20 protein-coding genes and 1 riboswitch are annotated in these 21,244 nt (G+C 72.0%); of the genes, 13 read left to right on the top strand and 7 right to left on the bottom strand.

Translation table 11 applies throughout. The annotated features are described in order from the left end of the window. The first annotated feature begins 16 nt into the window (after positions 1-16). The 4 genes from ftsR (at position 17) to ACWGH0_RS12375 (ending at position 3,590) form a co-directional block, all read left to right on the top strand. Positions 17-760, top strand: coding sequence for a transcriptional regulator FtsR (gene ftsR / locus ACWGH0_RS12390; protein WP_453404116.1), 744 nt, complete (start codon positions 17-19; stop codon positions 758-760). A 53-nt stretch (positions 761-813) separates the two neighbouring features. Continuing rightward, a complete protein-coding gene (locus ACWGH0_RS12385) occupies positions 814-1,287 on the top strand; it encodes a bifunctional nuclease family protein (protein WP_006123076.1) in 474 nt (157 codons plus the stop codon). Between the two features lie 167 nt (positions 1,288-1,454). Then, positions 1,455-2,075: a MerR family transcriptional regulator gene (locus ACWGH0_RS12380; protein ID WP_453404115.1), complete on the top strand. Its 621-nt coding sequence runs from the start codon at positions 1,455-1,457 to the stop codon at positions 2,073-2,075. Between the two features lie 69 nt (positions 2,076-2,144). Continuing rightward, on the top strand, positions 2,145-3,590 hold the full coding sequence (locus ACWGH0_RS12375; RefSeq protein WP_453404114.1) for a DNA polymerase IV: 1,446 nt from the start codon (positions 2,145-2,147) through the stop codon (positions 3,588-3,590). On the opposite strand, the gene ACWGH0_RS12370 is transcribed toward ACWGH0_RS12375, so the two are convergent. Then, positions 3,518-3,883, bottom strand: a complete 366-nt coding sequence (locus ACWGH0_RS12370; RefSeq protein ID WP_453404113.1) for a PRC-barrel domain-containing protein — start codon at positions 3,881-3,883, stop codon at positions 3,518-3,520. The two genes, ACWGH0_RS12375 and ACWGH0_RS12370, sit on opposite strands and share 73 nt — an antisense overlap. 121 nt (positions 3,884-4,004) lie before the next feature. After that, a riboswitch (glycine riboswitch) is annotated at positions 4,005-4,101 on the top strand. 235 nt (positions 4,102-4,336) lie between these two features. Here ACWGH0_RS12370 and gcvP point away from each other — a divergent pair. Next, positions 4,337-7,222 carry an aminomethyl-transferring glycine dehydrogenase gene (gcvP, locus tag ACWGH0_RS12365; RefSeq protein WP_453404112.1) on the top strand — a complete coding sequence of 962 codons (2,886 nt, stop codon included), beginning with the start codon at positions 4,337-4,339 and terminating at the stop codon, positions 7,220-7,222. Between the two features lie 105 nt (positions 7,223-7,327). Here gcvP and ACWGH0_RS12360 read toward each other — a convergent pair whose 3' ends face one another. Both ACWGH0_RS12360 and ACWGH0_RS12355 read right to left on the bottom strand, forming a co-directional pair. Further along, the gene (locus tag ACWGH0_RS12360) at positions 7,328-7,525 is read right to left on the bottom strand and encodes a DUF5999 family protein (protein ID WP_453404111.1); all 198 of its coding nucleotides are present in this window, start codon (positions 7,523-7,525) and stop codon (positions 7,328-7,330) included. Positions 7,526-7,869: 344 nt separating this feature from the next. Next, positions 7,870-8,469 (bottom strand): hypothetical protein, encoded by a 600-nt coding sequence (locus ACWGH0_RS12355; protein ID WP_453404110.1) that lies wholly within the window; start codon positions 8,467-8,469, stop codon positions 7,870-7,872. A 495-nt stretch (positions 8,470-8,964) separates the two neighbouring features. Here ACWGH0_RS12355 and ACWGH0_RS12350 point away from each other — a divergent pair, with 495 nt between their 5' ends. Together ACWGH0_RS12350 and ACWGH0_RS12345 are read left to right on the top strand one after the other, a co-directional pair. Next, positions 8,965-10,473 carry a glutamate-cysteine ligase family protein gene (locus ACWGH0_RS12350; protein ID WP_453404109.1) on the top strand — a complete coding sequence of 503 codons (1,509 nt, stop codon included), beginning with the start codon at positions 8,965-8,967 and terminating at the stop codon, positions 10,471-10,473. A 250-nt stretch (positions 10,474-10,723) separates the two neighbouring features. Next, complete coding sequence (locus ACWGH0_RS12345; protein ID WP_453404108.1) at positions 10,724-11,527, top strand: CPBP family intramembrane glutamic endopeptidase; 804 nt, start codon at positions 10,724-10,726, stop codon at positions 11,525-11,527. An 85-nt stretch (positions 11,528-11,612) separates the two neighbouring features. On the opposite strand, the gene ACWGH0_RS12340 is transcribed toward ACWGH0_RS12345, so the two are convergent. Beyond that, positions 11,613-12,428 (bottom strand): PhzF family phenazine biosynthesis protein, encoded by an 816-nt coding sequence (locus ACWGH0_RS12340; RefSeq protein ID WP_453404107.1) that lies wholly within the window; start codon positions 12,426-12,428, stop codon positions 11,613-11,615. A 151-nt stretch (positions 12,429-12,579) separates the two neighbouring features. Between ACWGH0_RS12340 and ACWGH0_RS12335 the strand changes: the two genes are divergently transcribed. After that, positions 12,580-13,167, top strand: coding sequence for a PadR family transcriptional regulator (locus ACWGH0_RS12335; protein WP_453404106.1), 588 nt, complete (start codon positions 12,580-12,582; stop codon positions 13,165-13,167). 106 nt (positions 13,168-13,273) lie between these two features. On the opposite strand, the gene ACWGH0_RS12330 is transcribed toward ACWGH0_RS12335, so the two are convergent. Continuing rightward, positions 13,274-13,702: a type II toxin-antitoxin system Rv0910 family toxin gene (locus ACWGH0_RS12330; protein WP_453404105.1), complete on the bottom strand. Its 429-nt coding sequence runs from the start codon at positions 13,700-13,702 to the stop codon at positions 13,274-13,276. Between the two features lie 250 nt (positions 13,703-13,952). Here ACWGH0_RS12330 and ACWGH0_RS12325 point away from each other — a divergent pair, with 250 nt between their 5' ends. The 3 genes from ACWGH0_RS12325 to ACWGH0_RS12315 all read left to right on the top strand — a co-directional run bounded on the left by ACWGH0_RS12325 (position 13,953) and on the right by ACWGH0_RS12315 (position 16,851). Further along, positions 13,953-14,513: a Clp protease N-terminal domain-containing protein gene (locus ACWGH0_RS12325; RefSeq protein ID WP_453404104.1), complete on the top strand. Its 561-nt coding sequence runs from the start codon at positions 13,953-13,955 to the stop codon at positions 14,511-14,513. Between the two features lie 40 nt (positions 14,514-14,553). After that, entirely contained in the window at positions 14,554-15,621 is a 1,068-nt protein-coding gene (locus ACWGH0_RS12320) for an EamA family transporter (protein ID WP_453404103.1), read from the top strand. A gap of 303 nt (positions 15,622-15,924) precedes the next feature. Beyond that, positions 15,925-16,851, top strand: a complete 927-nt coding sequence (locus ACWGH0_RS12315; protein WP_453404128.1) for a DMT family transporter — start codon at positions 15,925-15,927, stop codon at positions 16,849-16,851. 140 nt (positions 16,852-16,991) lie between these two features. Here ACWGH0_RS12315 and ACWGH0_RS12310 read toward each other — a convergent pair whose 3' ends face one another. Further along, complete coding sequence (locus ACWGH0_RS12310; RefSeq protein WP_453404102.1) at positions 16,992-17,654, bottom strand: pyridoxamine 5'-phosphate oxidase family protein; 663 nt, start codon at positions 17,652-17,654, stop codon at positions 16,992-16,994. Between the two features lie 35 nt (positions 17,655-17,689). Here ACWGH0_RS12310 and ACWGH0_RS12305 point away from each other — a divergent pair, with 35 nt between their 5' ends. After that, positions 17,690-19,027, top strand: a complete 1,338-nt coding sequence (locus tag ACWGH0_RS12305) for an aminotransferase class I/II-fold pyridoxal phosphate-dependent enzyme (RefSeq protein ID WP_453404101.1) — start codon at positions 17,690-17,692, stop codon at positions 19,025-19,027. A gap of 213 nt (positions 19,028-19,240) precedes the next feature. Here ACWGH0_RS12305 and ACWGH0_RS12300 read toward each other — a convergent pair whose 3' ends face one another. Beyond that, positions 19,241-20,257, bottom strand: a complete 1,017-nt coding sequence (locus ACWGH0_RS12300) for a DMT family transporter (RefSeq protein WP_453404100.1) — start codon at positions 20,255-20,257, stop codon at positions 19,241-19,243. A 74-nt stretch (positions 20,258-20,331) separates the two neighbouring features. Here ACWGH0_RS12300 and ACWGH0_RS12295 point away from each other — a divergent pair, with 74 nt between their 5' ends. Then, on the top strand, positions 20,332-21,237 hold the full coding sequence (locus ACWGH0_RS12295; protein ID WP_453404099.1) for a LysR family transcriptional regulator: 906 nt from the start codon (positions 20,332-20,334) through the stop codon (positions 21,235-21,237). The last annotated feature ends 7 nt before the right edge of the window (positions 21,238-21,244 follow it).

Genomic DNA, 21,244 nt, shown 5'->3' with positions numbered 1-21,244 from the left:
CCGTACGGGAAGGTCCATGCAGCGAACACCGACGGGCGGTGCCGGAAGCGGCACCGCCACCGCGGGCGAACGGCTGGTGAGCATCGGCACCGTTCTGAACCTGCTGCGTGACGAGTTTCCCGAGGTCACCATCTCCAAGATCCGGTTCCTGGAGACCGAGGGGCTCGTCGAGCCGCAGCGGACCGCTTCCGGCTACCGCAAGTTCACTCCCGGCCATGTCGAGCGGCTGGCCCAGGTGCTGCGCATGCAGCGCGACCACTACCTGCCGCTCAAGGTCATCCGTGAGCACCTCGACGCCCTGGAGAGGGGCGAGCAGGTGCGGCTGCCGGTGGCCGGGGGCCAGGGCGAGCAGGGGGACGTTCCGGCCGACGGCGGTGGGGACCGTCCGACCGCGGCCAGGATCGGCCGCCAGGAGCTTCTGGCGGCCGCCGAGGTCGGCGAGGAGGAACTCGAGCTCTGGGAGTCGTACGGGCTGGTGTCGCCCCTGCCGGGAGGCGGCTACGACGCCGAGGTCGTCACGGTGGCCAAGCTCGTCGCCGAATTCGGACGGTTCGGTCTCGAACCGCGGCATCTGCGCGCGGTGAAAGCGGCTGCCGATCGCGAGGCCGCCCTCGTCGAACAGGTGGTCGCACCACTGCGCCGGCACCGGAATCCGCAGACCAGAGCCCATGCGGAGGCCACGGCCAAGGAACTCGCGGAACTGTCCGTCAGGCTCCATTCGGCCCTGATTCAGGCGGCGCTCGGCGTGCGGCTGCACTGAGCTCGGGGGATCCCGACTACCCAAACCTGCCAAGCACGTCCTAGGGTTGCTGTGTGAACGAGCTCGACGTCGTAGGTGTCCGGGTAGAAATGCCCTCGAACCAGCCGATCGTGCTCCTGCGCGAAGTGGGAGGCGATCGGTACCTCCCCATCTGGATCGGGCCGGGAGAGGCGACCGCGATCGCCTTCGCCCAGCAGGGGATGGCCCCTGCCAGGCCGCTGACCCATGACCTCTTCAAGGATGTTCTGGAAGCGGTCGGCCAGGAGCTCACCGAAGTCCGCATCACCGACCTGCGGGAAGGGGTCTTCTACGCCGAGCTGGTCTTCGCCAGCGGAGTGGAAGTGAGTGCCAGGCCGTCCGACGCCATAGCGCTGGCCCTGCGCACCGGAACGCCGATCTACGGCAGTGACGGGGTGCTGGACGACGCGGGCATCGCGATTCCCGACGAGCAGGAGGACGAGGTGGAGAAGTTCCGCGAATTCCTCGACCAGATCTCTCCCGAGGACTTCGGGACCAACAGCCAGTGAGCCGCGCGCCAGGGGCTGTCCGCGCATTCGAGTAGCCTTTCCCCGCAGTGAGGCACGGGAAACCACTCTCAGGGTGATTATCACTCGGCGTGCCGAGTGTGGCGATCGTTGACGCACCCCGGGTGACTGCCTACCGTCGACAGGGCAGGTCAAGGACGGAGGTCGGCGTGAGAAGCAGCGGCGACGGTACGGTGGCGGGCGGGCCGTATCCGCTTCACGGCAGTGCGGTCGACCCTCTGGCGGGGCGGCAGGGCGCGACCCCGGCCGTGGGCGGGCCGACGGCCGCCGACGGCACGGAGAGCATCGGGTACCGGGGGCCCACCGCCTGTGCGGCGGCCGGGATCACGTACCGGCAGCTCGACTACTGGGCGCGCACGGGGCTGGTGGAGCCGAGTGTGCGGCCCGCCTACGGTTCCGGCACGCAGCGCCTCTACAGCTTCCGCGACGTCGTCGTCCTCAAGATCGTCAAGCGCTTCCTGGACACGGGTGTGGCCCTCCAGAACATCCGGGCCGCCGTCCGGCACCTGCGCGACCGCGGTTTCCAGGACCTGGAGCGCATGACGCTCATGAGCGACGGGGCGACGGTGTACGAGTGCTCCTCGCCCGACGAGGTCGTCGAACTGCTCCAGGGGGGCCAGGGCGTCTTCGGCATCGCCGTCGGCGTGGTCTGGCGCGACGTGGAGAGCGCGCTGTCCCAGCTGCACGGCGAGCGGGTCGACACGGGCGAGACCCTGGTCGGGCACAACCCCACCGACGAGCTGGCGCGGCGCCGCAACAAGGCCGGCTGACCCGGCGGACCGGCCCGTGGCCGCGCCGCCGCCCGCCGATTGTCAGTGCCGTACGGCAGCATCGGTGGTGTGAGACCCGCGCCCACCATCCTGCATCTGGACATGGATGCCTTCTACGCCGCCGCGGAGCAGGCGTCGAAGCCGAGCCTGCGCGGAAAACCGGTGGTCGTGGGCGGTATCGGCACCCGCGGGGTGGTCGCCACGGCTTCGTACGAGGCCAGACGGTACGGGGTGCACTCCGCTATGCCCGTGGCGCAGGCGCGCCGGCTGTGCCCGAACGCCGCCTACCTGATGCCGCGCTTCTCCCTGTACCGGTCGGTGAGCGAGCAGGTCATGGAGCTGCTCGGGCGGCTGTCGCCGCTCGTGGAGCCGCTCAGCCTGGACGAGGCCTTCGTCGACCTGGAGGCGGGCGGGGTGGCCGACGACGCGGCCTCGGCCCGCCGGGCGGGAGAGCTGCTGCGCGCGGACATCAAGGCGGTCACCGGGCTGACGGGTTCCGTGGGGCTCGCGGGGTCCAAGATGCTCGCCAAGATCGCCTCCGAGCAGGCCAAGCCGGACGGTCTGGTGCTCATCGAGCCGGGGACCGAGCGGGAGCTGCTGGCGCCCATGCCGGTGCGGGTCCTGCCCGGGGTCGGGCCGGCCACCGGTGAGCATCTGCGGCGGGCGGGCATGACGACCGTCTCCCACCTGGCGGAGGCGGGCGAGGACGAGCTCGTACGGCTGCTGGGGAAGGCGCACGGGGTCTCCCTGTACCGGATGGCCGTGGGCCACGACGAGCGGCCCGTGGTGGCCGAGCGGGACGCGAAGTCGGTGTCGGTCGAGGACACCTTCGAGGTCGACCTGCACGACCGGGTCCGGGTCAGGAACGAGGTGGTGCGGCTGTCCGACCGGTGCGTCGAGCGACTGCGCGCGGCCGGGCGCTCGGGCAGGACCGTGGTGCTCAAGGTGCGCAGGTACGACTTCTCCACGCTGACGCGCTCCGAGACGCTGCGCGGGCCGACGGACGACCCCGCGGTGGTGCGGGAGGCGGCGGGAAGGCTCCTGGAGTCGGTGGACACCACCGGCGGGGTGCGGCTGCTGGGCGTGGGCGTCACCGGGCTCGCCGACTTCACCCAGGAGGACCTCTTCGCACAGGCCGCGGGTGAGTCGGCGCAGTCGGCGGCCGAAGCGGGGGGCGCGGCGCGGGAACCGGCCGAGACGGCTCGCGACGAAGGGCCGGCGGCGCCCCTCGTGGAGGAGCCGCCGCGGCGGCGGTGGCTGGCGGGACAGGATGTACGGCACACCGAGTACGGGGCCGGGTGGGTGCAGGGCAGCGGCGTGGGGCGGGTGACGGTGCGGTTCGAGGAGCCGACGTCGGCGCCGGGGCGGGTGCGGACCTTCACGGTGGACGATCCGCGGCTGACTCCGTCGGACCCGCTGCCGCTGGTGCGGGCGGCCGGGGATCAGGAGGGGTCGTCGCCGGCCAGCCGCCCGAAGTCCCGGTCCGTGGCCGGTGAGGAGATGTCGAGCCCGTAGTGGTGGTAGAGCTGGAGCTCCTGCTCCGGGGAGAGGTGGCGGCCGACGCCGAAGTCGGGCGCTTCCCTGATCAGGGCGCGGTCGTACGGCACGCGGAGGGTGGCGTCGACCACCTTGCTGGGTTCCAGTGGAACGAAGGCGTCCCGGCTGAAGAGGCCGGTGCGTACGGCCGCCCATTCGGGCACGCCCGTGGCGTCGTCGAGGTACACCTCGTCCACCGTTCCGATCTTGGTGCCGTTGCGGTCGAACGCCTTGCGGCCGATCAGGCTGCGCGGATCGATGTCGGTCTGCACGGTCCCTCCAACTGCTGGCAACTGCTCGTAGCCCCGTAAAGCCTACGAAAGGGCACAACTGTGGACTCGGCCACTCGAGGGATCCACGACGGGCCTCGCTGGTAGGCTGGCCAGTGGCTGCTGACCCCGTGCGGGAGAGTCTCCGGTGAACATGCCGGAGGCGCCGAAGGAGCAAATCCTCCCCGGAATCTCTCAGGCCCCCGTACCGCACGGACGAGGTCACTCTGGAAAGCAGGACGGGCGCCGTACGGGCACGTGCCGGAAGACGGCACAGCACCCGTCGCGGATCCCTTCCTCACCGACGGTGAAAGCCGGAACGACCCTCGACGTCAGCGACGTCCGTACGGTCTTCCGGTGAAGCTCTCAGGTTGAGATGACAGAGGGGGAGGCCGTCCGGGTACCCGTGCCGTGGTGCCCCTCGCAGGTCGCGTCAGACCAGGAGGCCTTCCGCAGATGACCGCAAACCGCATTCCGCTCTCAGAGCTCGAGCGTGGCATCCCCTTCGAGCAGCGCCACATAGGGCCCGATGCCGAGGCTCAGGCCAAGATGCTCGCCCAGGTCGGGTACGGCTCGCTGGACGAGCTGACCGCGGCCGCGGTGCCGGACGTCATCAAGAGCGCCGAGGCGCTCGGGCTGCCGGACGCGCGCACCGAGGCCGAGGTGCTGGCGGAGCTGCGCACGCTCGCAGACCGCAACCAGGTGCTGGCCCCGATGATCGGGCTGGGGTACTACGGCACCTTCACGCCGCCGGTGATCCTGCGCAACGTCATGGAGAACCCGGCCTGGTACACGGCGTACACGCCCTACCAGCCGGAGATCTCGCAGGGCCGCCTGGAGGCGCTGCTGAACTTCCAGACCATGGTCGCGGACCTGACCGGGCTGCCGACCTCCGGCGCGTCGCTGCTCGACGAGGGCACGGCCGCGGCCGAGGCGATGTCGCTCGCGCGCCGCGTCGGCAAGGTCAAGAACGGCGTCTTCCTGATCGACTCCGACACGCTGCCGCAGACGGTCGCCGTTATCCAGACGCGCGCCGAGCCGACCGGCGTCGAGGTCGTCGTCGCGGACCTGTCCGGCGGCATTCCGGCCGACGTGGCCGAGCGCGGCGTCTTCGGCGTGCTGCTCCAGTACCCGGGCGCGTCCGGCGCCGTGCGGGACATCAAGCCCGTCATCGAGCAGGCGCACGAGCTCGGGGCCGTCGTCACCGTCGCCGCCGACCTGCTGGCGCTGACCCTGCTGACCTCGCCCGGCGAGCTCGGCGCGGACATCGCGGTGGGCACCACGCAGCGCTTCGGCGTGCCGATGGGCTTCGGCGGCCCGCACGCCGGGTTCATGGCCGTACGGGAGAAGTTCGCGCGCAGCCTGCCCGGGCGGCTCGTCGGCGTCTCCGTCGACGCCGACGGCAACAAGGCGTACCGGCTGGCGCTCCAGACCCGCGAGCAGCACATCCGCCGCGAGAAGGCCACCAGCAACATCTGCACCGCGCAGGTCCTGCTCGCGGTCATGGCCGGCATGTACGCCGTCTACCACGGCCCCGACGGCCTGCGCGGCATCGCGCGCCGCACGCACCGCTACGCGACGCTTCTCGCGGAAGGGCTGCGCGCCGGCGGCGTCGAGATCGTGCACGGCGCGTACTTCGACACGCTGACCGCGCGCGTCCCGGGCCGGGCGGCCGACGTCGTCGCGGCGGCCCGTGAGGGCGGGGTCAACCTGCACCTGGCCGACGCCGACCACGTCTCCATGGCCTGCGACGAGACGACGGGCCGCGCGCAGATCGCCGCCGTCTGGGCCGCCTTCGGCGTCGACGCCGACATCGAGGCGCTCGACGAGCGGGCGGCCGACACGCTGCCCGAGGGAATGCTGCGGAGCGACGCGGTGCTCACGCACCCCGTCTTCCACCAGCACCGCTCCGAGACCGCGATGCTGCGCTACCTGCGCAAGCTCGCCGACCGTGACTACGCGCTGGACCGGGGCATGATCCCGCTCGGCTCGTGCACGATGAAGCTGAACGCGACCACCGAGATGGAGCCGGTCACCTGGCCGGAGTTCGGCGCCGTCCACCCCTTCGCGCCCGTCGAGCAGGCCGAGGGCTACCTGACGCTGATCCACGAGCTGGAGGAGCGCCTCGCCGAGGTCACCGGCTACGACGCGGTGTCGATCCAGCCCAACGCCGGTTCGCAGGGCGAGCTCGCGGGCCTGCTGGCGGTACGGGCGTACCACCGCGCCAACGGCGACGACCAGCGCACGGTGTGCCTGATCCCGTCCTCCGCGCACGGCACGAACGCCGCGAGCGCGGTCATGGCCGGTATGAAGGTCGTCGTCGTCAAGACGCGCGAGGACGGCGAGGTCGACGTCGAGGACCTGCACGCCAAGATCGAGCAGTACCGCGACGAGCTGTCGGTGCTGATGATCACCTACCCGTCCACGCACGGGGTGTTCGAGGAGCACGTCGCCGACATCTGCGCGACCGTGCACGAGGCCGGCGGCCAGGTGTACGTCGACGGCGCCAACCTCAACGCGCTGGTGGGGCTGGCGAAGCCGGGCAAGTTCGGCGGCGACGTCTCGCACCTCAACCTGCACAAGACCTTCTGCATCCCGCACGGCGGCGGTGGCCCCGGCGTCGGCCCGGTCGGCGTCCGCGCCCACCTCGCGCCGTACCTGCCGAACCACCCGCTCCAGCCGACTGCCGGTCCGGAGACGGGCGTCGGGCCCATTTCGGCCGCTCCGTGGGGCTCCGCGGGCATTCTGCCGATCTCCTGGGCGTACGTCCGGCTGATGGGCGGGGAAGGGCTCAAGAGGGCCACACAGGTCGCCGTGCTGGCCGCGAACTACATCGCCAAGCGCCTGGAGCCGCACTACCCGGTGCTCTACACCGGCCCCAACGGTCTGGTGGCGCACGAGGCGATCGTCGACCTGCGGCCGCTGTCGAAGGCGACCGGCGTCAGCGTGGACGACATCGCCAAGCGCCTGATCGACTACGGCTTCCACGCGCCCACCATGTCGTTCCCGGTGGCCGGCACGCTGATGATCGAGCCGACCGAGAGCGAGGACCTGACCGAGATCGACAGGTTCTGCGACACGATGATCGCTATTCGTGCGGAGATCGAGAAGGTCGCGTCGGGCGAGTGGCCCGCGGAGGACAACCCGCTGCGCAACGCGCCGCACACCGCGGCCGCGCTGGGCGGCGAGTGGGAGCACGCGTACAGCCGTGAGGTGGCGGTGTTCCCGGCCGGGGTCTCGGCCGCGGACAAGTACTGGCCGCCGGTGCGCCGGATCGACGGTGCGTTCGGTGACCGCAACCTCGTGTGCTCGTGCCCGCCGCTGGACGAGTACGACAACTGACGTACGCCGTACGCGCCACGGGGCGCGGACATGGGTCGGGGCCGGTTCGGAGGATTCCTCCGGGCCGGCCCCTCGTCGTACCGGTGAAGCCGGATCGCCGGCCGGTCAGGCGGCCTTGACGACGTCGAGCGGACGGTGCGGAGCGATGATCTGCCCGTCCGGCAGCAGCTCACCGGTGTCCTCGAAGACGAGGACTCCGTTGCACAGCAGGCTCCACCCCTGTTCGGGGTGGTGCGCCACCAGGTGGGCGGCCTCCCGGTCGGCGGAGTCGGCGGTCGGGCAGGGTGGCTGGTGCTGGCACATGGAAGGGTTCTTTCGCTGCGATGTGGTGAGTGTCCTGCGGCTCGATGCGGTGTTCATGGCCGCCCCCCGTATCAGTCGGTCCGGTCCCAGTGTTGCCCCACGGGCGTCTTTCCGCAGGGATTTCACGGCAGCTCTCCTTACTGATTAATGACGCGTCACTCGTGCGGACGGTTCAGCTCAACCGGGGTGCCTCTTCGGGTGGTTCGGGGTGGCCGATACGGGCTAGTCCGGTTGGGGGGTACGGGGGCCCGGACGCCGCTGTGCCCCGTGACCGGAGCGGCCACGGGGCACAGCGGGCGTCGGCGGAGGGCGGGCCGGACGGCGCCGCGCAGGGGCGGGCGGCGTCAGGCGGGCTGGCTCAGCAGCGGAACGGTGGGCGGCGTCAGGCGATGGGTCAGCAGCGGCAGAAGGTCGGCGGCCCGGTGCGGCCGGTGGGAGGCGATGCCCGGCGGTGCGGGCGCGAGGGGTACGAGCAGGTCGGTCGGCAGCGGCATGGCCTCGGGCTCGTCGGCGTCGGCCGCCGGGCCGTCGTGCAGCCACAGGGTGAGCATGTAGAGCTCCGGTACGGACAGCAGGCGCGGCTGGTAGCGCCCGGTCAGCGCCTCCGCCTGGCGCAGGGCGAGCTGGCTGGAGGCGAGGTACGGGCCTTCGCAGAAATGGGAGAAGGCCCAGCCGTCGGCGGTGAGCACCGTGTCGGCGGCGGCCACCGTGCGGTCGCCGCTGCGGATGAGGAACCGCCAGCCGGTCAGCCGGGTGCGCGGCGGCCTGCCTGACGGGATGATTCCGTCGAGTACGTGGAAGGGAAGCGGGAACTCGGGGCTGAGCGGTCCCTGAGCCGCGCGGAGGGCCGGGGGACGGGCCTCACGAACGGCGGTGGGGGAACCGAGTGCCGCGAGGACGCTGCGCAGGGCGGGCGCGGGAGCCGGGGGAACAAGCAGCGGCATGGTGGGTCGCCTCTCACTTGGAGACACGGTGATGCGTGGGTGTGCGTGGGCGGTGCGGACGGCGCTGTCTGCGTTCCGGGGTCAGAGGGGGGCCGTGCGGCGATAGGCCGGGCGCCGACTCTCTGCCTCGTCTGCGGAGTTTATACGAGCCGTGTTCACATGATGTTTCCGCTAGCCGTCGCCGGCATTGCGGGCAAGGCGGTATCAGGACCCTTTACTGCGGAGAATCTACCCATTCATCGGCAGTGTCAGGCCCGTGGCCTGGAAAGTCCCGGCGCCAGCGGTAGGCCGAAACACATCGGCTTTTGTACCAGCCGCCCGGGCCGGTATCTGCTCACTGCCGCATGCCGCGTGAATGTGCCCGGTGAAGTTCCAGAATCAGGGTACCCGGTGATTGATGGCCGCGGGGCGTTACTGATCAGCCCGTCTGGGCATCATCGACCGTGACACGGGTGCCCGATGCTGTGAGCCGCCCACTCGAGGAGGGATGCTTCGATGGGGGAGAAGGTCGTGGCAGGCGGGTTCGACCTGTCGGACCGGCAGAGGTACCGGAGGAAACTCCAGCAGTGCCTGGAGGGGCTGGGGCGACTGCTGGCGGAGAAGAGCTTCGACCGTCCCAAGAACTTCATGGGCCTGGAGATCGAGCTCAATCTCGCCGGCGCCGACGGTATGCCGAAGATGATGAACGCGGAGGTCCTGGAGCGGATCGCCAGCCGTGATTTCCAAACGGAACTCGGGATGTTCAATCTGGAAGTGAACATTGTTCCGCACCGGCTGGGCGGCCGCGTTTTCGATCAGCTCGCCGAAGAGCTGCGCACGGGTCTGGGATACGCGCACAGGAAAGCCCAGGAGGTCGACGCGGGCATCGTGATGATCGGGATTCTTCCGACGCTCGGACGTCAGGACCTGGTCTCCGCGAACCTCTCCGACGTCGACCGCTACCAGCTGCTCAACGATCAGATCGTCACCGCCCGCGGCGAGGACTTCACGGTCGACATCTCCGGAGTGGAGCGCCTGAACTGCACTTTCGGGTCGATCGCGCCCGAAGCGGCCTGTACGTCCGTGCAGTTGCACCTCCAGGTCACGCCGGACCGGTTCGCGGACGTGTGGAACGCGGCGCAGGCGGTCGCGGGGGTGCAGATCGCGCTGGGCGCCAACTCGCCGTTCCTCTTCGGCCGCGAGCTGTGGCGCGAGTCCCGGCCGCCCCTGTTCCTCCAGGCCACCGACACCCGGCCGCCGGAGCTCCAGAGCCAGGGCGTACGGCCCCGTACGTGGTTCGGGGAGCGGTGGGTGGACTCGGCGTACGAGCTCTTCGAGGAGAACCTGCGGTACTTCCCGTCGCTCCTGCCCATCTGCGACGACGAGGACCCGCTCCTGGTGCTCGACGACGGCGGCGTGCCCCGGCTCCAGGAACTGGTCCTGCACAACGGGACGATCTACCGCTGGAACCGGCCCGTGTACGGGCTGGCCGACGGCGTACCGCACCTGCGGGTGGAGAACAGGGTGCTGCCCGCCGGGCCGACCGTGACGGATGTGATCGCCAACGCCGCCTTCTACTACGGACTCGTCCGGGCGCTCGCGGAGGACGCGCGGCCGGTGTGGAAGCGGCTGTCGTTCCAGGACGCGGAGGAGAACTTCGACACCGCGTGCAGGTTCGGCATCGACGCGGAGATGATCTGGCCCAGGCCGGGACGCGCCGGCGGGACGACGCGGGTGCCGGCCGTCAAGCTCGTACGGGACGAACTGCTGCCGCTGGCCGCGGCCGGGCTCGACGCGTGGGGCATCGAGCCGGCGGACCGCGACTACTACCTCGGAGTCATCGAGCAGCGGTGCAGGCGGCGCGTGAACGGGGCGTCCTGGCAGGTCGACACGTACCACCGGGCCCTGGAGGCCGGTCTGGAGCGCGAGGCGGCGCTGGCCGCCACCACCCGCCGCTACAGCGAGCTGATGCACCAGGGCGATCCTGTGCACACGTGGGCGGTGGGGTTCCCGGGGCGAGCGTGACGCGACGCTGCCCGAGAGGCGCTGGGTCCGGCTGGGCGGACCTGGTGCCGTCGGTCGCGTCCTCGTGGGGCAAGCTGTGATCCCCCACGGCGGTGCGGTCGCCGTTCGTACCGTGTCGTGAACCCGTGATGGGCGCACTGCCGGAACGTCGCTGCCCCCCTGCGGCCTGTCGCGCGATCTTCGTTTCCGCATTCGCGACCCTGGCGGGGCGGGTGGGGGATGATGCGGGAGCGGTGAACTGGAGGCTGGTGTGCGGGCAGAGGCGGGGCGGGTGGCCGAATTTCCCTCTGACGAGGGCGTGACGCGGCGACTTCTGCGGGTGGAGATACTGATCGTTCTGGCGCTGTCGCTCGGCGCGAGCGGGGTGTCGTCGCTGATCAGGTTCGTAGGCGCCGTCACGAAGCCGGGCGGGCTCAGGGATCAGGCGGCGAATCTCAACACCTCGGCAGCGCCCGAGCGGCCTTGGCTGGATCTCGTCTGGCAGCTGTTCGGCATCACGACGGCCCTCGCCCCCGTCGCGCTGGTCGCCTACCTGTTGGTACGGGAGGGCGCGGGCCTGCGCACGATCGGGTTCGACCGTACGCGTCCCTGGCCGGACCTGGGGCGGGGCACACTGATCGCCGCGGGCATCGGCAGCGCCGGGCTGGCCTTCTACCTGGTCGCCGTCGAGACGGGGTTCAACCTGACGGTCGTGCCGGAATCGCTGCCGCCCGTGTGGTGGAAGTTCCCGGTGCTGATCCTCTCCGCGATGCAGAACTCCGTGCTGGAGGAAGTCGTCGTCGTGGGGTATCTGCTGCGCAGGCTCGACCAGTTGGGGTGGTCGCCGAGAGCCTCGCTGGCGGCGAGTTCGGTGCTGCGCGGCTCGTACCACCTGTATCAGGGGATCGGCGGCTTCGTCGGCAACATGGTGATGGGGGCCGTCTTCGTACTGCTGTACCGGCGATGGGGCCGGGTCGGGCCGTTGGTCGTGGCGCACACGCTGCTCGATGTGGGGGCGTTCGTGGGGTACGCGCTGCTGGCGGGCAGGGTGGGCTGGCTGCCCACGCTGAAGTAGTCCGGGAGGTGCCGGGGGGCGTACGGGCGGTCCGTACGCCCCCTTTCCGCTCGCTCGCGGCTTCGGGCAGCCGGCGAGCGCGGTGTCAGACGAGCAGTTCGCCGTCGATGACGGTGACGGCGCTGCCGGTCAGGAGGGTGCGGTCGCCGCGCAGTGAGGTGGCGACGACCCCGGAACGGGCGGACGCCTGGAGGCCGGTCAGGTCGTCGCGGCCCAGGCGCGCCGACCAGAAGGGGGCCAGGGCCGTGTGCGCGCTGCCGGTCACCGGGTCCTCGTCGATGCCGATCTGGGGGAAGAAGCAGCGCGAGACGTAGTCGTACCCGCCGGAGGGGTCCTCGGCGGCGGCCGTGGCGATGACGCCGCGCCTGGAGTGGGCCACCAGCGCGGGGTGGTCGGGCGTGAGGGCGCGGAGGGTCCGTTCGTCGGTCAGCTCGACCAGCAGGTCGCCGACGTGCGGGCCCGTGTCGTGGGCCGAGAGGACTTCGGCGCCCAGCGCCCGTGCGACGCCGTCGGGGACCGGGACCCGGTTGAGCGGCGCGGTCGGGAAGTCGAGGGTGAAGGCACCGTCGTCCCGTGCAGTGGCGGTGAGGATTCCGCAGAGTGCCGAGAAGCGCACGGCGCCCGTCGCCGCGCCGGCCGAGCGCAGGACGTGGGCCGTCGCCAGGGTGGCGTGGCCGCACATGGCGACCTCGGCCTCGGGGGTGAACCAGCGCAGCGCCCAGTCCGCGTCGCCGCCCGGGGGGAGCGGGTGCGCGAAGGCGGTCTCCGAGAGGTTGACCTCGGCCGCCACCTGCTGGAGCCAGGTGTCGTCCGGGAAGGCGTCGGAGTCCAGGAGCAGTACTCCGGCCGGGTTGCCGGCGAAGGGCCGGTCGGTGAAGGCGTCGACGATACGAATCCGCATGGACGAGAACGTACGGGGACGGCAAAGCCGCAGGCCAAGGCCAATTCCTCATGTCTGGCCCCATTCGGCGTGCGGCTATCCTTGCCGAGCGAGCCATCCCGATATATCGTTTAAGTATCGCGACAGATCAATGACAGGAAGGAGCGCGGTGATGCGTTCACATGGACATGCGGACTGCGGACCCGGCCGTCACGGTCGGGGTGAGTTCGAGGGGCGGCGTGCCGCCTTCGGTCCTTTCGGGCCGCCGTTCGGCGGGCCGTGGGGCGGCGGCGGCCGGGGCAGGGGCGGACCCAGGGGCAGGGCGCGGCGCGGCGACGTGCGCTCGTCGATCCTGGCGCTGCTGGCCGACCGGCCCATGCACGGCTACGAGATGATCCAGGAGATCGGGGAGCGCAGCGGCGGAGCCTGGCGGCCCAGCCCCGGCTCGGTCTACCCCACGCTCCAGCTGCTGGAGGACGAGGGGCTGATCGTCAGTGAGAGCGAGGGCGGCAAGAAGCTGTTCACGCTCACCGACAGCGGGCGCGCCGAGGCCGCGGTGGCGTCGCAGGCCCCGTGGGAGGACGCGGGGCGCGGCGTCGACTGGGAGGCGATGAACGAGGTGCGCCAGGCCGGGTTCGGCCTGATGGAGGCGTTCGGCCAGGTCTGGAAGTCCGGCTCCGCCGAGCAGCGGCAGAAGGCTCTGGCCGTCATCAACGAGTCCCGTAAGAAGCTCTATCTGATCCTCGCCGAAGAGGACTGACGCGGGCCGGCGAAGGTGATGCGGCAGGGCCCGGAAGGGCGGCGGCGTCCCGCGGTTGTCCGCGGGGCGCCGTGGTGCGTGGGGGATCGCGGCTCGCGTACGGCTCTCAGGTGACCAGGCCGGCGAGCCTGTGCAGCGACTCCGTCAGGGCGGCGGCCGCCGAGTCCTTGAGCTTCGCCGCCATCAGGGAGACGGCGGCGCCGGTGAACTGCGAGTCGATGCGCACTCGGGTGCCGTCCCCGTCGGGTACGAGCGTGTAGCGCATGGCGAGGGTGACGCCCATCGGGCCCCTGCCCCGGATCGCCAGCGACCGGGCCGGTTCCAGTTCCTCGACCGTCCACGCGACCTCGGCGGGGAAGCCCATGAGCTTCATGTTCTCGTCGTACGTCGCCGAGACCTCCAGCACCGCGGGGCCGCCTCCGGGGAAGCCGGTGTGGGTCGCGTTCCACTCGGTGTACGAGGTGAAGTCCGTGAGCCGCGCCCAGATCTTCTCGGCCGGTGCTGCGATGCGTGTCTCCGCGCCGGCTTCGGCCATGCGAACCACCCCTTCGTGTCGGCTGCTCCCGGCGGGCTGTGCGAGCTGACCCCGGCTGTGTGCGCGGAACGTAGCCGGGGTGGGACGAACATTCAATGCTGATGGTCCGTCAGGTCCCGTGCTTGTCCCGGTATCCCTGGTCTCATCCGTAAGGAGGAGAGCATGGGAGGGGTTGCCCGTCTTCGGTGGGATGCGCGAATGCTCCCCGGCGCGGATGCCCGGGCCGCCGGCGGCTGATGAGGTGGGAGATGTGCAAAGCCCCACTCCGCGGGTCCCCCGCCCACCCGCGCCGCAGCGTGCCGACGTCGAAGCAGGGCTCACCGCAGAGCTCGCCTCGGTGGTCGCCGGTGCGCGCCGGAGGGCGCTGCGGGACGGCGACCGGCAGATCGACACCGCGCATCTGCTGCATTCGGTGCTGGAGGCGGACCCGGAGGTCAGGTCGGCGTTCGACGGCGGCCCTGCGCAGGTCGCCAGAGTGCTCGGCTATCTCGTGCAGCGCAGCATCGGGTACGGGCTGCGCTGGCAGGGGGCGGTGGAGGCGTCCGGCTCCGGGCCGGTGACGCCGGAGCGGGCGGGCGGGTTCGCAGCGGGCCGCGCGGTCGTGGCGGGCTGGTCGCCTTCCGCCGCCGCGGCCATGGAAGGTGCCCGGACGCGTGCCGCCGCGCGCGGCGACCGGCGGGCCGGCGGGCTCGACCTGCTCGCCGTACTGGCGTCGGATCCGGGCTGCCGGGCGGTCGAAGTGCTGCGGCGCGGCGGGGTCGACACGGAGCTGCTGGCCGGGCGCCTGCACCAGCCGTCTCGACAGGTGTAACAGAGGTGAGGCTCCTGACGGCGGCTGGCATGATGTGCCGATGCATGCGTCTCAGGGAAGGAGCGCCGGCCTGGGACTAGCCCTGGCCTCGGCGTTCGCATTCGGTGGTTCAGGTGTCGCGGCCAAGCCGCTGATCGAAGCCGGGCTCGACCCGCTGCACGTGGTGTGGCTGAGGGTGACGGGCGCGGCTCTCGTCATGCTCCCCGTGGCCTGGCGTCACCGTGATCTGCTGCGGCGCAAACCAGCCCTGCTGGCCGGTTTCGGTCTGCTCGCGGTCGCCGGTGTGCAGGCGTTCTACTTCGCCTCGCTGTCCCGGATACCGGTCGGCGTCGCCCTGCTCATCGAGTACCTCGCCCCCGCGCTGGTCCTCGGCTGGGTCCGGTTCGTGCAGCGCAGGCCGGTGACGCGCGCCGCCGCGGTGGGTGTGGTGCTGGCCGTCGGGGGCCTGGCCTGCGTCGTCGAGGTGTGGGCGGGGCTGAGCTTCGACGCGCTGGGCCTGCTGTTCGCGCTCGGTGCGGCCTGCTGCCAGGTCGGTTACTTCGTCCTGTCCGACCAGGGCGGCGCCGGCGAGGACTCCGCCGATCCGCTGGGCGTCATCGCGTACGGCCTGCTCGTCGGCGCCGCGGTGCTCACCGTGGTCGCCCGCCCCTGGGGCATGGAGTGGTCGCTGCTCGCGGGCGACGCGGACATGGGCGGAACGGACGTGCCGGCGGCGCTGCTGCTCGGCTGGATCGTGCTGATCGCCACCGTCGTCGCGTACGTCACGGGCGTCGTGTCGGTGCGCAGGCTGTCGCCGCAGGTGGCCGGAGTGGTGGCCTGCCTGGAGGCGGTCATCGCGACCGTACTGGCGTGGGTGCTGCTGCGTGAGCACCTGTCCGCGCCGCAGATCGTCGGCGGGGCGGTCGTGCTGATCGGCGCGTTCATCGCCCAGTCGTCGGCGCCGAAGGCTGCGGGCGGGGCGGTGGCGGGCGGGGCGCCCGTTGTCGGAGCCGGGGGAGTGGATGCCTTGCCGGACACCGCGCCGGATGCCGCGGCAGACGCCTCGTCGGACGCCTCGCCGGCTGCTGCGTCGGACGGGGAGTTGTCCGTCGGGCGGACCGGACCGTAGGGTGCTGATCATGCTTTCGACCGTGCTTCCGCCTCCCGCCGCGTAACGCGGGCGGCACCAGCCGAAGACGAAGACCGGGCTCGGGCAGTCCCCGAGCGGTTCGTCGCTGCCCGCGTGCGGAGTCGAGCGACCACCATCTGTCCCGTCTTCACGCGGAGAAGTCACGTGTCGAAAGCTTCCTGTACTGGCTCCGGGCTGCCCCTTTCGGGTCAGGCCCCGGCCGTTTCACCGTCCGCCGCGCCGGCTTCCGCCGGTTCCGCTCCCTCGGGGCCGTCGCCCTCCGGTCCGAGTGCCGGGCGTGGGATCGTCTGTCTGATCGTCGCGGGAACGGCGTGGGGCACCGCGGGAGCAGCTGCCTCCCTCACCTTCCTCGCCAGCGATCTCGGACCGCTCGCCCTGTCCTTCTGGCGGTGCGCCGGAGGGCTGGTGCTGCTGATGGGAGTGCGTGCGCTGTTCCGGCGGCGCCGGGCATCCGCCGCCGCGCCTCCCGAGCCGCGCGGCCGGCGGCTGAAGCGGATCGTCGTCACCGGCCTCGGGCTCACCGTCTTCCAGAGCGCGTACTTCGCGGCGGTCCAGATCACCGGCCTCGCGGTCGGGACCGCAGTCACCATGGGCTCGGGGCCGGTGCTGATCGCGCTGGGTGCGCGGCTGACCCTGGGGGAGCGGCTGGGTCGTGCCGGGGGCCTCACCGTGGCCGGTGCGGTCGTCGGGCTCGGCGTGATGGTGCTGGGCGGCGGTGGCAGCGCCGTGCGGCCCCTGGGTGTCTGTTGCGCGCTGCTCTCGGCGGGCGGCTACGCGGCGATGACGCTGCTCACGCGGCGGCTCGGGCGCGCCGGCGGCGGCGCCGATCCGTTCCACACTACGGCGTGGGCGTTCGCGATCTGCTCGCTGTGCCTGCTGCCGTTCGCCGCGGTCGAAGGACTGCTGCCGCACACCGCCGAGCCGGTGCGGGTGGTGTGGCTGCTCGTGTACGTCGCCGCGGTGCCGACGGCGCTCGCGTACGCGCTCTACTTCGCCGGGGCGGCCGTGGTCCGCTCCGCGACGGTGTCGGTGATCACGCTCCTCGAACCGGTGAGCGCTGCCGTCATCGCGGTTGTTCTGCTGGGTGAGCGTCTGGCGGCGGCCACCGTGACGGGGACGCTGATGCTGCTCGCGGCCGTGACGGCGCTCGCGCTCGCGGAGGCGCGGACGGCGGCCCTGGGGCGGCGGAGAGGGGCAGCGGTCGGCTAGCGGCGGGCCGGGGGGCGTTGGCATGGCTCGGACGGGCGGTTCGGGCGGGCGGGCGTTGGCATGGCTCGCCGGGCGGCTCGGGCGGGCGGGTCCGGTTGGCCCGTCCCCTCCCGCCCACGCCTGAATCCGACGGGCGCTGCTCAGAGCGTGGCGAGGTAGTCGGGGAGGGCGACGGCCGGGTCCAGGTCCGCTGCCGGGATCGGCGCGCCGTAGCCGCGGGTCAGGGGGACCACGCCCGTCCAGTGGGGAAGTGCGGCGTCCTCGGGCTCGTCGTTGGGGCCGCCGGCGCGCACCTTCGCGGAGACCTCCTGGAGGTCGAGGCGGATCACGGCGGTCGCCGCGAGCTCCTTGGCGTTGGCCGGGCGCGAGTCGTGGGAGCGGCCGGGAACGACGTGGTCGACCAGGGCGTCGAGCGCGGTGCGGCGCTCCTCCTCACCGGTCACCTCGTGCGCGATGCCGTGGACCACCACGGAGCGGTAGTTGATCGAGTGGTGGAAGGCGGAGCGCGCCAGCACCAGGCCGTCCACGTGGGTGACGGTCAGGCAGACGGCGAGGCCGGGGTCGCTCTTGCCGGCCATGCGCAGCGGTCGGGAGCCCGTCGAACCGTGTACGTAGAGGCGGTCGCCGACGCGGGCGTAGAGCGTCGGCAGGACAACGGGCGCGCCGTCACGGACGAAGCCGAGGTGGCACACGTAACCCTCGTCGAGTATCGCGTGCACCAGGGCGCGGTCGTACGAGGCGCGTTCCCGGGAGCGGGTCGGGACGGTGCGTTCGGACGGCGCGTACGAGGTGGTGTCCTGCATTGCGTTCTCCATTGTACTAGTGCATACTTTGTTTTGTGCTAGGGCGAGAGTATCGGATCAGTGGGCGGCGCGCGTCGGAAATTGCCGCGAGTGTGGAGCACGCGGTGGGCTCCGGGGAGCTGGCCCCCGGTGAACCGCTGCCGCCCATGCGCGAGTTGGCGGGGGAGCTCGGGGTCAATCCGAATACGGTCGCGGCCGCGTACCGGACGTTGCGCGAACGGGGGGTGATCGAGACCGCGGGCCGTCGGGGCAGCCGGGTGCGTCCCCGGCCGGCCAGTACGGCGCGGGAGTCGATCAGGGTCGACGTACCGTCCGGGGTGCGGGATCTGAGCGAGGGCAATCCCGACCCGGCGCTGCTGCCGCCGCTGCACGACGCGTTCGCCGCCGCCGTGCGGCACAACGCGGAGCGGCCCGTGCTGTACGGGCAGGATCCCGTCGACCCCGACTTCGCCCGGCTCGCGCGGGCGGCGTTCGACGCGGACGGGGTGCCGGGCGGATCCGTGGTCGTCACGTCGGGGTCGCTGGACGCGATCGAGCGCGTACTGGCCGCCCGGCTCAAACCGGGCGACGCGGTGGCGGTCGAGGACCCGGGATGGGCCGGCCTGCTGGACCTCGTCCCGGCGCTCGGACTGACGGCCGTCCCGGTCGGACTCGACGACAACGGACCGCTGCCCGGTGACGTCGAACGGGCGCTGCGCGGCGGAGCCCGTGCGCTGGTGATCACCAACCGGGCCCAGAACCCGACCGGCGCGTCCGTCGGCGTGGCACGCGCCCAGGAACTGCGCGGCGTCCTGACGATGTTCCCCGGGCTGCTGCTCATCGAGGACGACCACGGGCACGCGATCGTCGATCTGCCGGTGCGGCCGCTCGCCGGCGTGACCGACCAGTGGGTGTTCGTGCGGTCCGTCGCGAAGGCGTACGGGCCGGACCTGCGGCTCGCGATGATGACCGGGGACGAGGTCACGGTGGACCGCGTGGTGGGGCGTCAGCGGCTCGGCCCCGGCTGGGTGAGCCGGCTGGTGCAGCGGGCGGTCGTCGAGCTGTGGCAGGCCGGCGCCGTGGACGTACGGGCCGTCTCGCGCGAGTACGGCGAGCGGCGGGACGCGCTGATACGTGCGCTGGAGGAGCGGGGGATCGAGGCGCACGGGCGCAGCGGGCTGAACGTCTGGGTGCCGGTCGCGGACGAGACGGGGGTGGTGGCGCGGCTGCTGCACGCGGGCTGGGCCGTCGCGCCGGGGGCGCGGTTCCGGCTGGCCGCGCCGCCGGGTGTGCGGCTGACGGTGTCCGCGATGGCGCCGGCGGACGTCGGCCCCCTCGCCGACGCCGTCGCCGCCGCGGCCGGGCCGCCGTCGGCCGGCCGACGCTACGGGTGACGCGCGGCGGGCGACGGACGGGCTCGGTCCGGTGTGTTCCCCGGCCGCCGAGGCCCCCTGGCTGTCCTCGTACGCCTGGTTGCGGCGATCCGCCGCACGCCACCGGCGGCGCCCGTTCCAGCCGGCCGGCGCGGGCAACCGGGCCACCTGCGGGCAGCTCAGGTGGTCACGGCTCGGGGCCGCCCTCGGGGTCGGCCGCGGCCGGGTGCTGTGTCAGGTGGCGGCCGTCGGCGTTGCGGGTGCCGGGGTCGTCTGTCGGGCGCGGGGGCGGCTCTGCGTCAGTGCCGCGCCGGCGAGGACGATGAGCGCGCCCACCGGAGTGTTCCAGCTGAGGTGTTCGCCGAGCAGGGTGACACCGGCGACCGTCGCGATCACCGGGATGAAGTATGTGACCATCTGGGCCGTCGTCGGGCCGATCTCGGCCACCAGGCCGTACTGGAGCAGCATCGCGAAGCCCGTGCCGAGCGCTCCGAGCGCCACCACCGCGAGCAGCGGAACGACCGGGAACGACGTCGGCAGGGTCGTGAACAGGGGCGTCACCACGGCGAGCTGTGCCGTGCCGAGCAGCAGCTGGGCGCCCGTCATGGACAGCGCCGAGTCGCCGGTGCCGCCCAGCGTGCGGCGCAGGTAGATCCAGCCCACCGGATAGCTGAGCGAGGCCAGCAGCGCCATCGTCGTACCGCCGAAGTCCAGGCCGGAGAAGCCCTGCCAGGCACCGAGCACCGTCAGTACGCCGATGAACCCCAGGCCGAGCCCCGCGACGCGGCGGCGGGTCGGGCGGTCCTCCGAGAAGGCCACCAGCGAGAGCGCCATGCCCCACAGCGGCGACGTGGCGTTGCAGATGCCGGCGAGCGTGGAGGGGATGGTCAGCTCCGCGTACGCGAAGAGCGTGAACGGCAGCGCGTTGAGGAAGAACGCGGCGACGGTCAGATGGCCCCACGTCCGGGCGCCGCGCGGCAGTCCCACCCGCTTCACCGCCATCGCCGCGGCGAGCACGGCCGTACCGAAGAGCAGCCTCCCGAGGGTGACCTGGAAGGGTGCGTACGCCTGCGTGCCGACCTTGATGAGCAGGAAGCTGAAGCCCCAGATCAGTGCGAGCACTCCGAAGCGCAGGCGCCAGTCGAGCGCGGGGCGCCGGACGGGCGCGGGTGGGCCGTCCTGGGGGGTGGAGCCGGCGGGTTGCGCCGGTACGGGCCGTGCGGCGCGGCGGAGTGGGGCGACGAAGCTCATGGTGTGTACCCTCGCGCGCCACACCTCGTAGCACAAGCGAGATTTCGTGGATCGGTTCGCTTAGTATCGCTTACATGTTGAATCTGGAGCGCCTGCGTACGCTCGACGCCCTCGCCCGGCACGGTTCGGTGAGCGGGGCGGCCGACGGCCTGCACGTGACGACCTCCGCCGTGTCCCAGCAGATGGCCAAGCTGGAGCGCGAGGTCGGTCAGCCCCTGCTCGCCAAGAACGGCCGCGGTGTGCGCCTCACCGACGCCGGGCGGCTGCTCGCCGATCATGCCGCGCGCATCCTCTCGCAGGTCGAACTCGCGCAGTCCGACATCGAGGCGCAGCGCGGCCGCGTCGTCGGCGACCTCACCGTCGCCGCGTTCCCCACCGCCGCCCGCGGGCTGCTGCCGGCCGCGCTCGCCGCGCTGCGCGTCGAACATCCGCAGCTGCGGGTGCAGATGCGGGAGATGGAGCCGGACGAATCCGTTCGCGGGGTCGTGCGCGGCGACTTCGACCTCGCCGTCGTGCTCGACTGGTACAACCGCCCGCTGTCCGTGCCGGAAGGGCTGGCGAAGCAGGAGCTGCTGCACGATCCCGCGGACGTCGCGATGCACGTCGACCACCCGCTCGCCGACCGCGACTCCGTGGAGTTGGAGGACTTCGCCGACGACGACTGGGTGACATGGGCCGAGGGCGAGTTCTGCCACGAGTGGCTGATGTTCACGCTCCGGGGCAAGGGCGTCGAGCCCCGGATCGCTCATGTCGCCGAGGAGCACGCCACCCAGCTCGCGCTGATCGCCGAGGGCCTCGGTGTGTGCGTGGCGCCCCGGCTGGGGCGCGGCCCGGTGCCCGACCGGGTCCGTGTCGTACCGGTGCGGCACGCGATGCGGCGGCACGTCTACGCCGTCTGGCGCGCCGACGCCGACCGGCGGCCTTCCATCCGCGCGGCGGTCGACGCGCTGTGCACGGCGGGCGCGGCCGTCGTCGGCTGACGGGCGC

Source organism: Streptomyces sp. NPDC054887, assembly GCF_053610585.1.
This window is presented reverse-complemented; position numbering and strand designations above follow the sequence as displayed.

What these genes read in the sequence shown, in the direction of transcription:
- ftsR (WP_453404116.1), top strand. Translation starts at nt 17, where the DNA reads ATGCAGCGAACACCGACGGGCGGTGCCGGAAGCGGCACCGCCACCGCG.
- gcvP (WP_453404112.1), top strand. Translation starts at nt 4,337, where the DNA reads ATGACCGCAAACCGCATTCCGCTCTCAGAGCTCGAGCGTGGCATCCCC.
- ACWGH0_RS12360 (WP_453404111.1), bottom strand. Translation starts at nt 7,525, where the DNA reads ATGTGCCAGCACCAGCCACCCTGCCCGACCGCCGACTCCGCCGACCGG.
- ACWGH0_RS12355 (WP_453404110.1), bottom strand. Translation starts at nt 8,469, where the DNA reads ATGCCGCTGCTTGTTCCCCCGGCTCCCGCGCCCGCCCTGCGCAGCGTC.
- ACWGH0_RS12350 (WP_453404109.1), top strand. Translation starts at nt 8,965, where the DNA reads ATGGGGGAGAAGGTCGTGGCAGGCGGGTTCGACCTGTCGGACCGGCAG.
- ACWGH0_RS12340 (WP_453404107.1), bottom strand. Translation starts at nt 12,428, where the DNA reads ATGCGGATTCGTATCGTCGACGCCTTCACCGACCGGCCCTTCGCCGGC.
- ACWGH0_RS12335 (WP_453404106.1), top strand. Translation starts at nt 12,580, where the DNA reads ATGCGTTCACATGGACATGCGGACTGCGGACCCGGCCGTCACGGTCGG.
- ACWGH0_RS12330 (WP_453404105.1), bottom strand. Translation starts at nt 13,702, where the DNA reads ATGGCCGAAGCCGGCGCGGAGACACGCATCGCAGCACCGGCCGAGAAG.
- ACWGH0_RS12320 (WP_453404103.1), top strand. Translation starts at nt 14,554, where the DNA reads ATGCATGCGTCTCAGGGAAGGAGCGCCGGCCTGGGACTAGCCCTGGCC.
- ACWGH0_RS12310 (WP_453404102.1), bottom strand. Translation starts at nt 17,654, where the DNA reads ATGCAGGACACCACCTCGTACGCGCCGTCCGAACGCACCGTCCCGACC.
- ACWGH0_RS12300 (WP_453404100.1), bottom strand. Translation starts at nt 20,257, where the DNA reads ATGAGCTTCGTCGCCCCACTCCGCCGCGCCGCACGGCCCGTACCGGCG.
- ACWGH0_RS12295 (WP_453404099.1), top strand. Translation starts at nt 20,332, where the DNA reads ATGTTGAATCTGGAGCGCCTGCGTACGCTCGACGCCCTCGCCCGGCAC.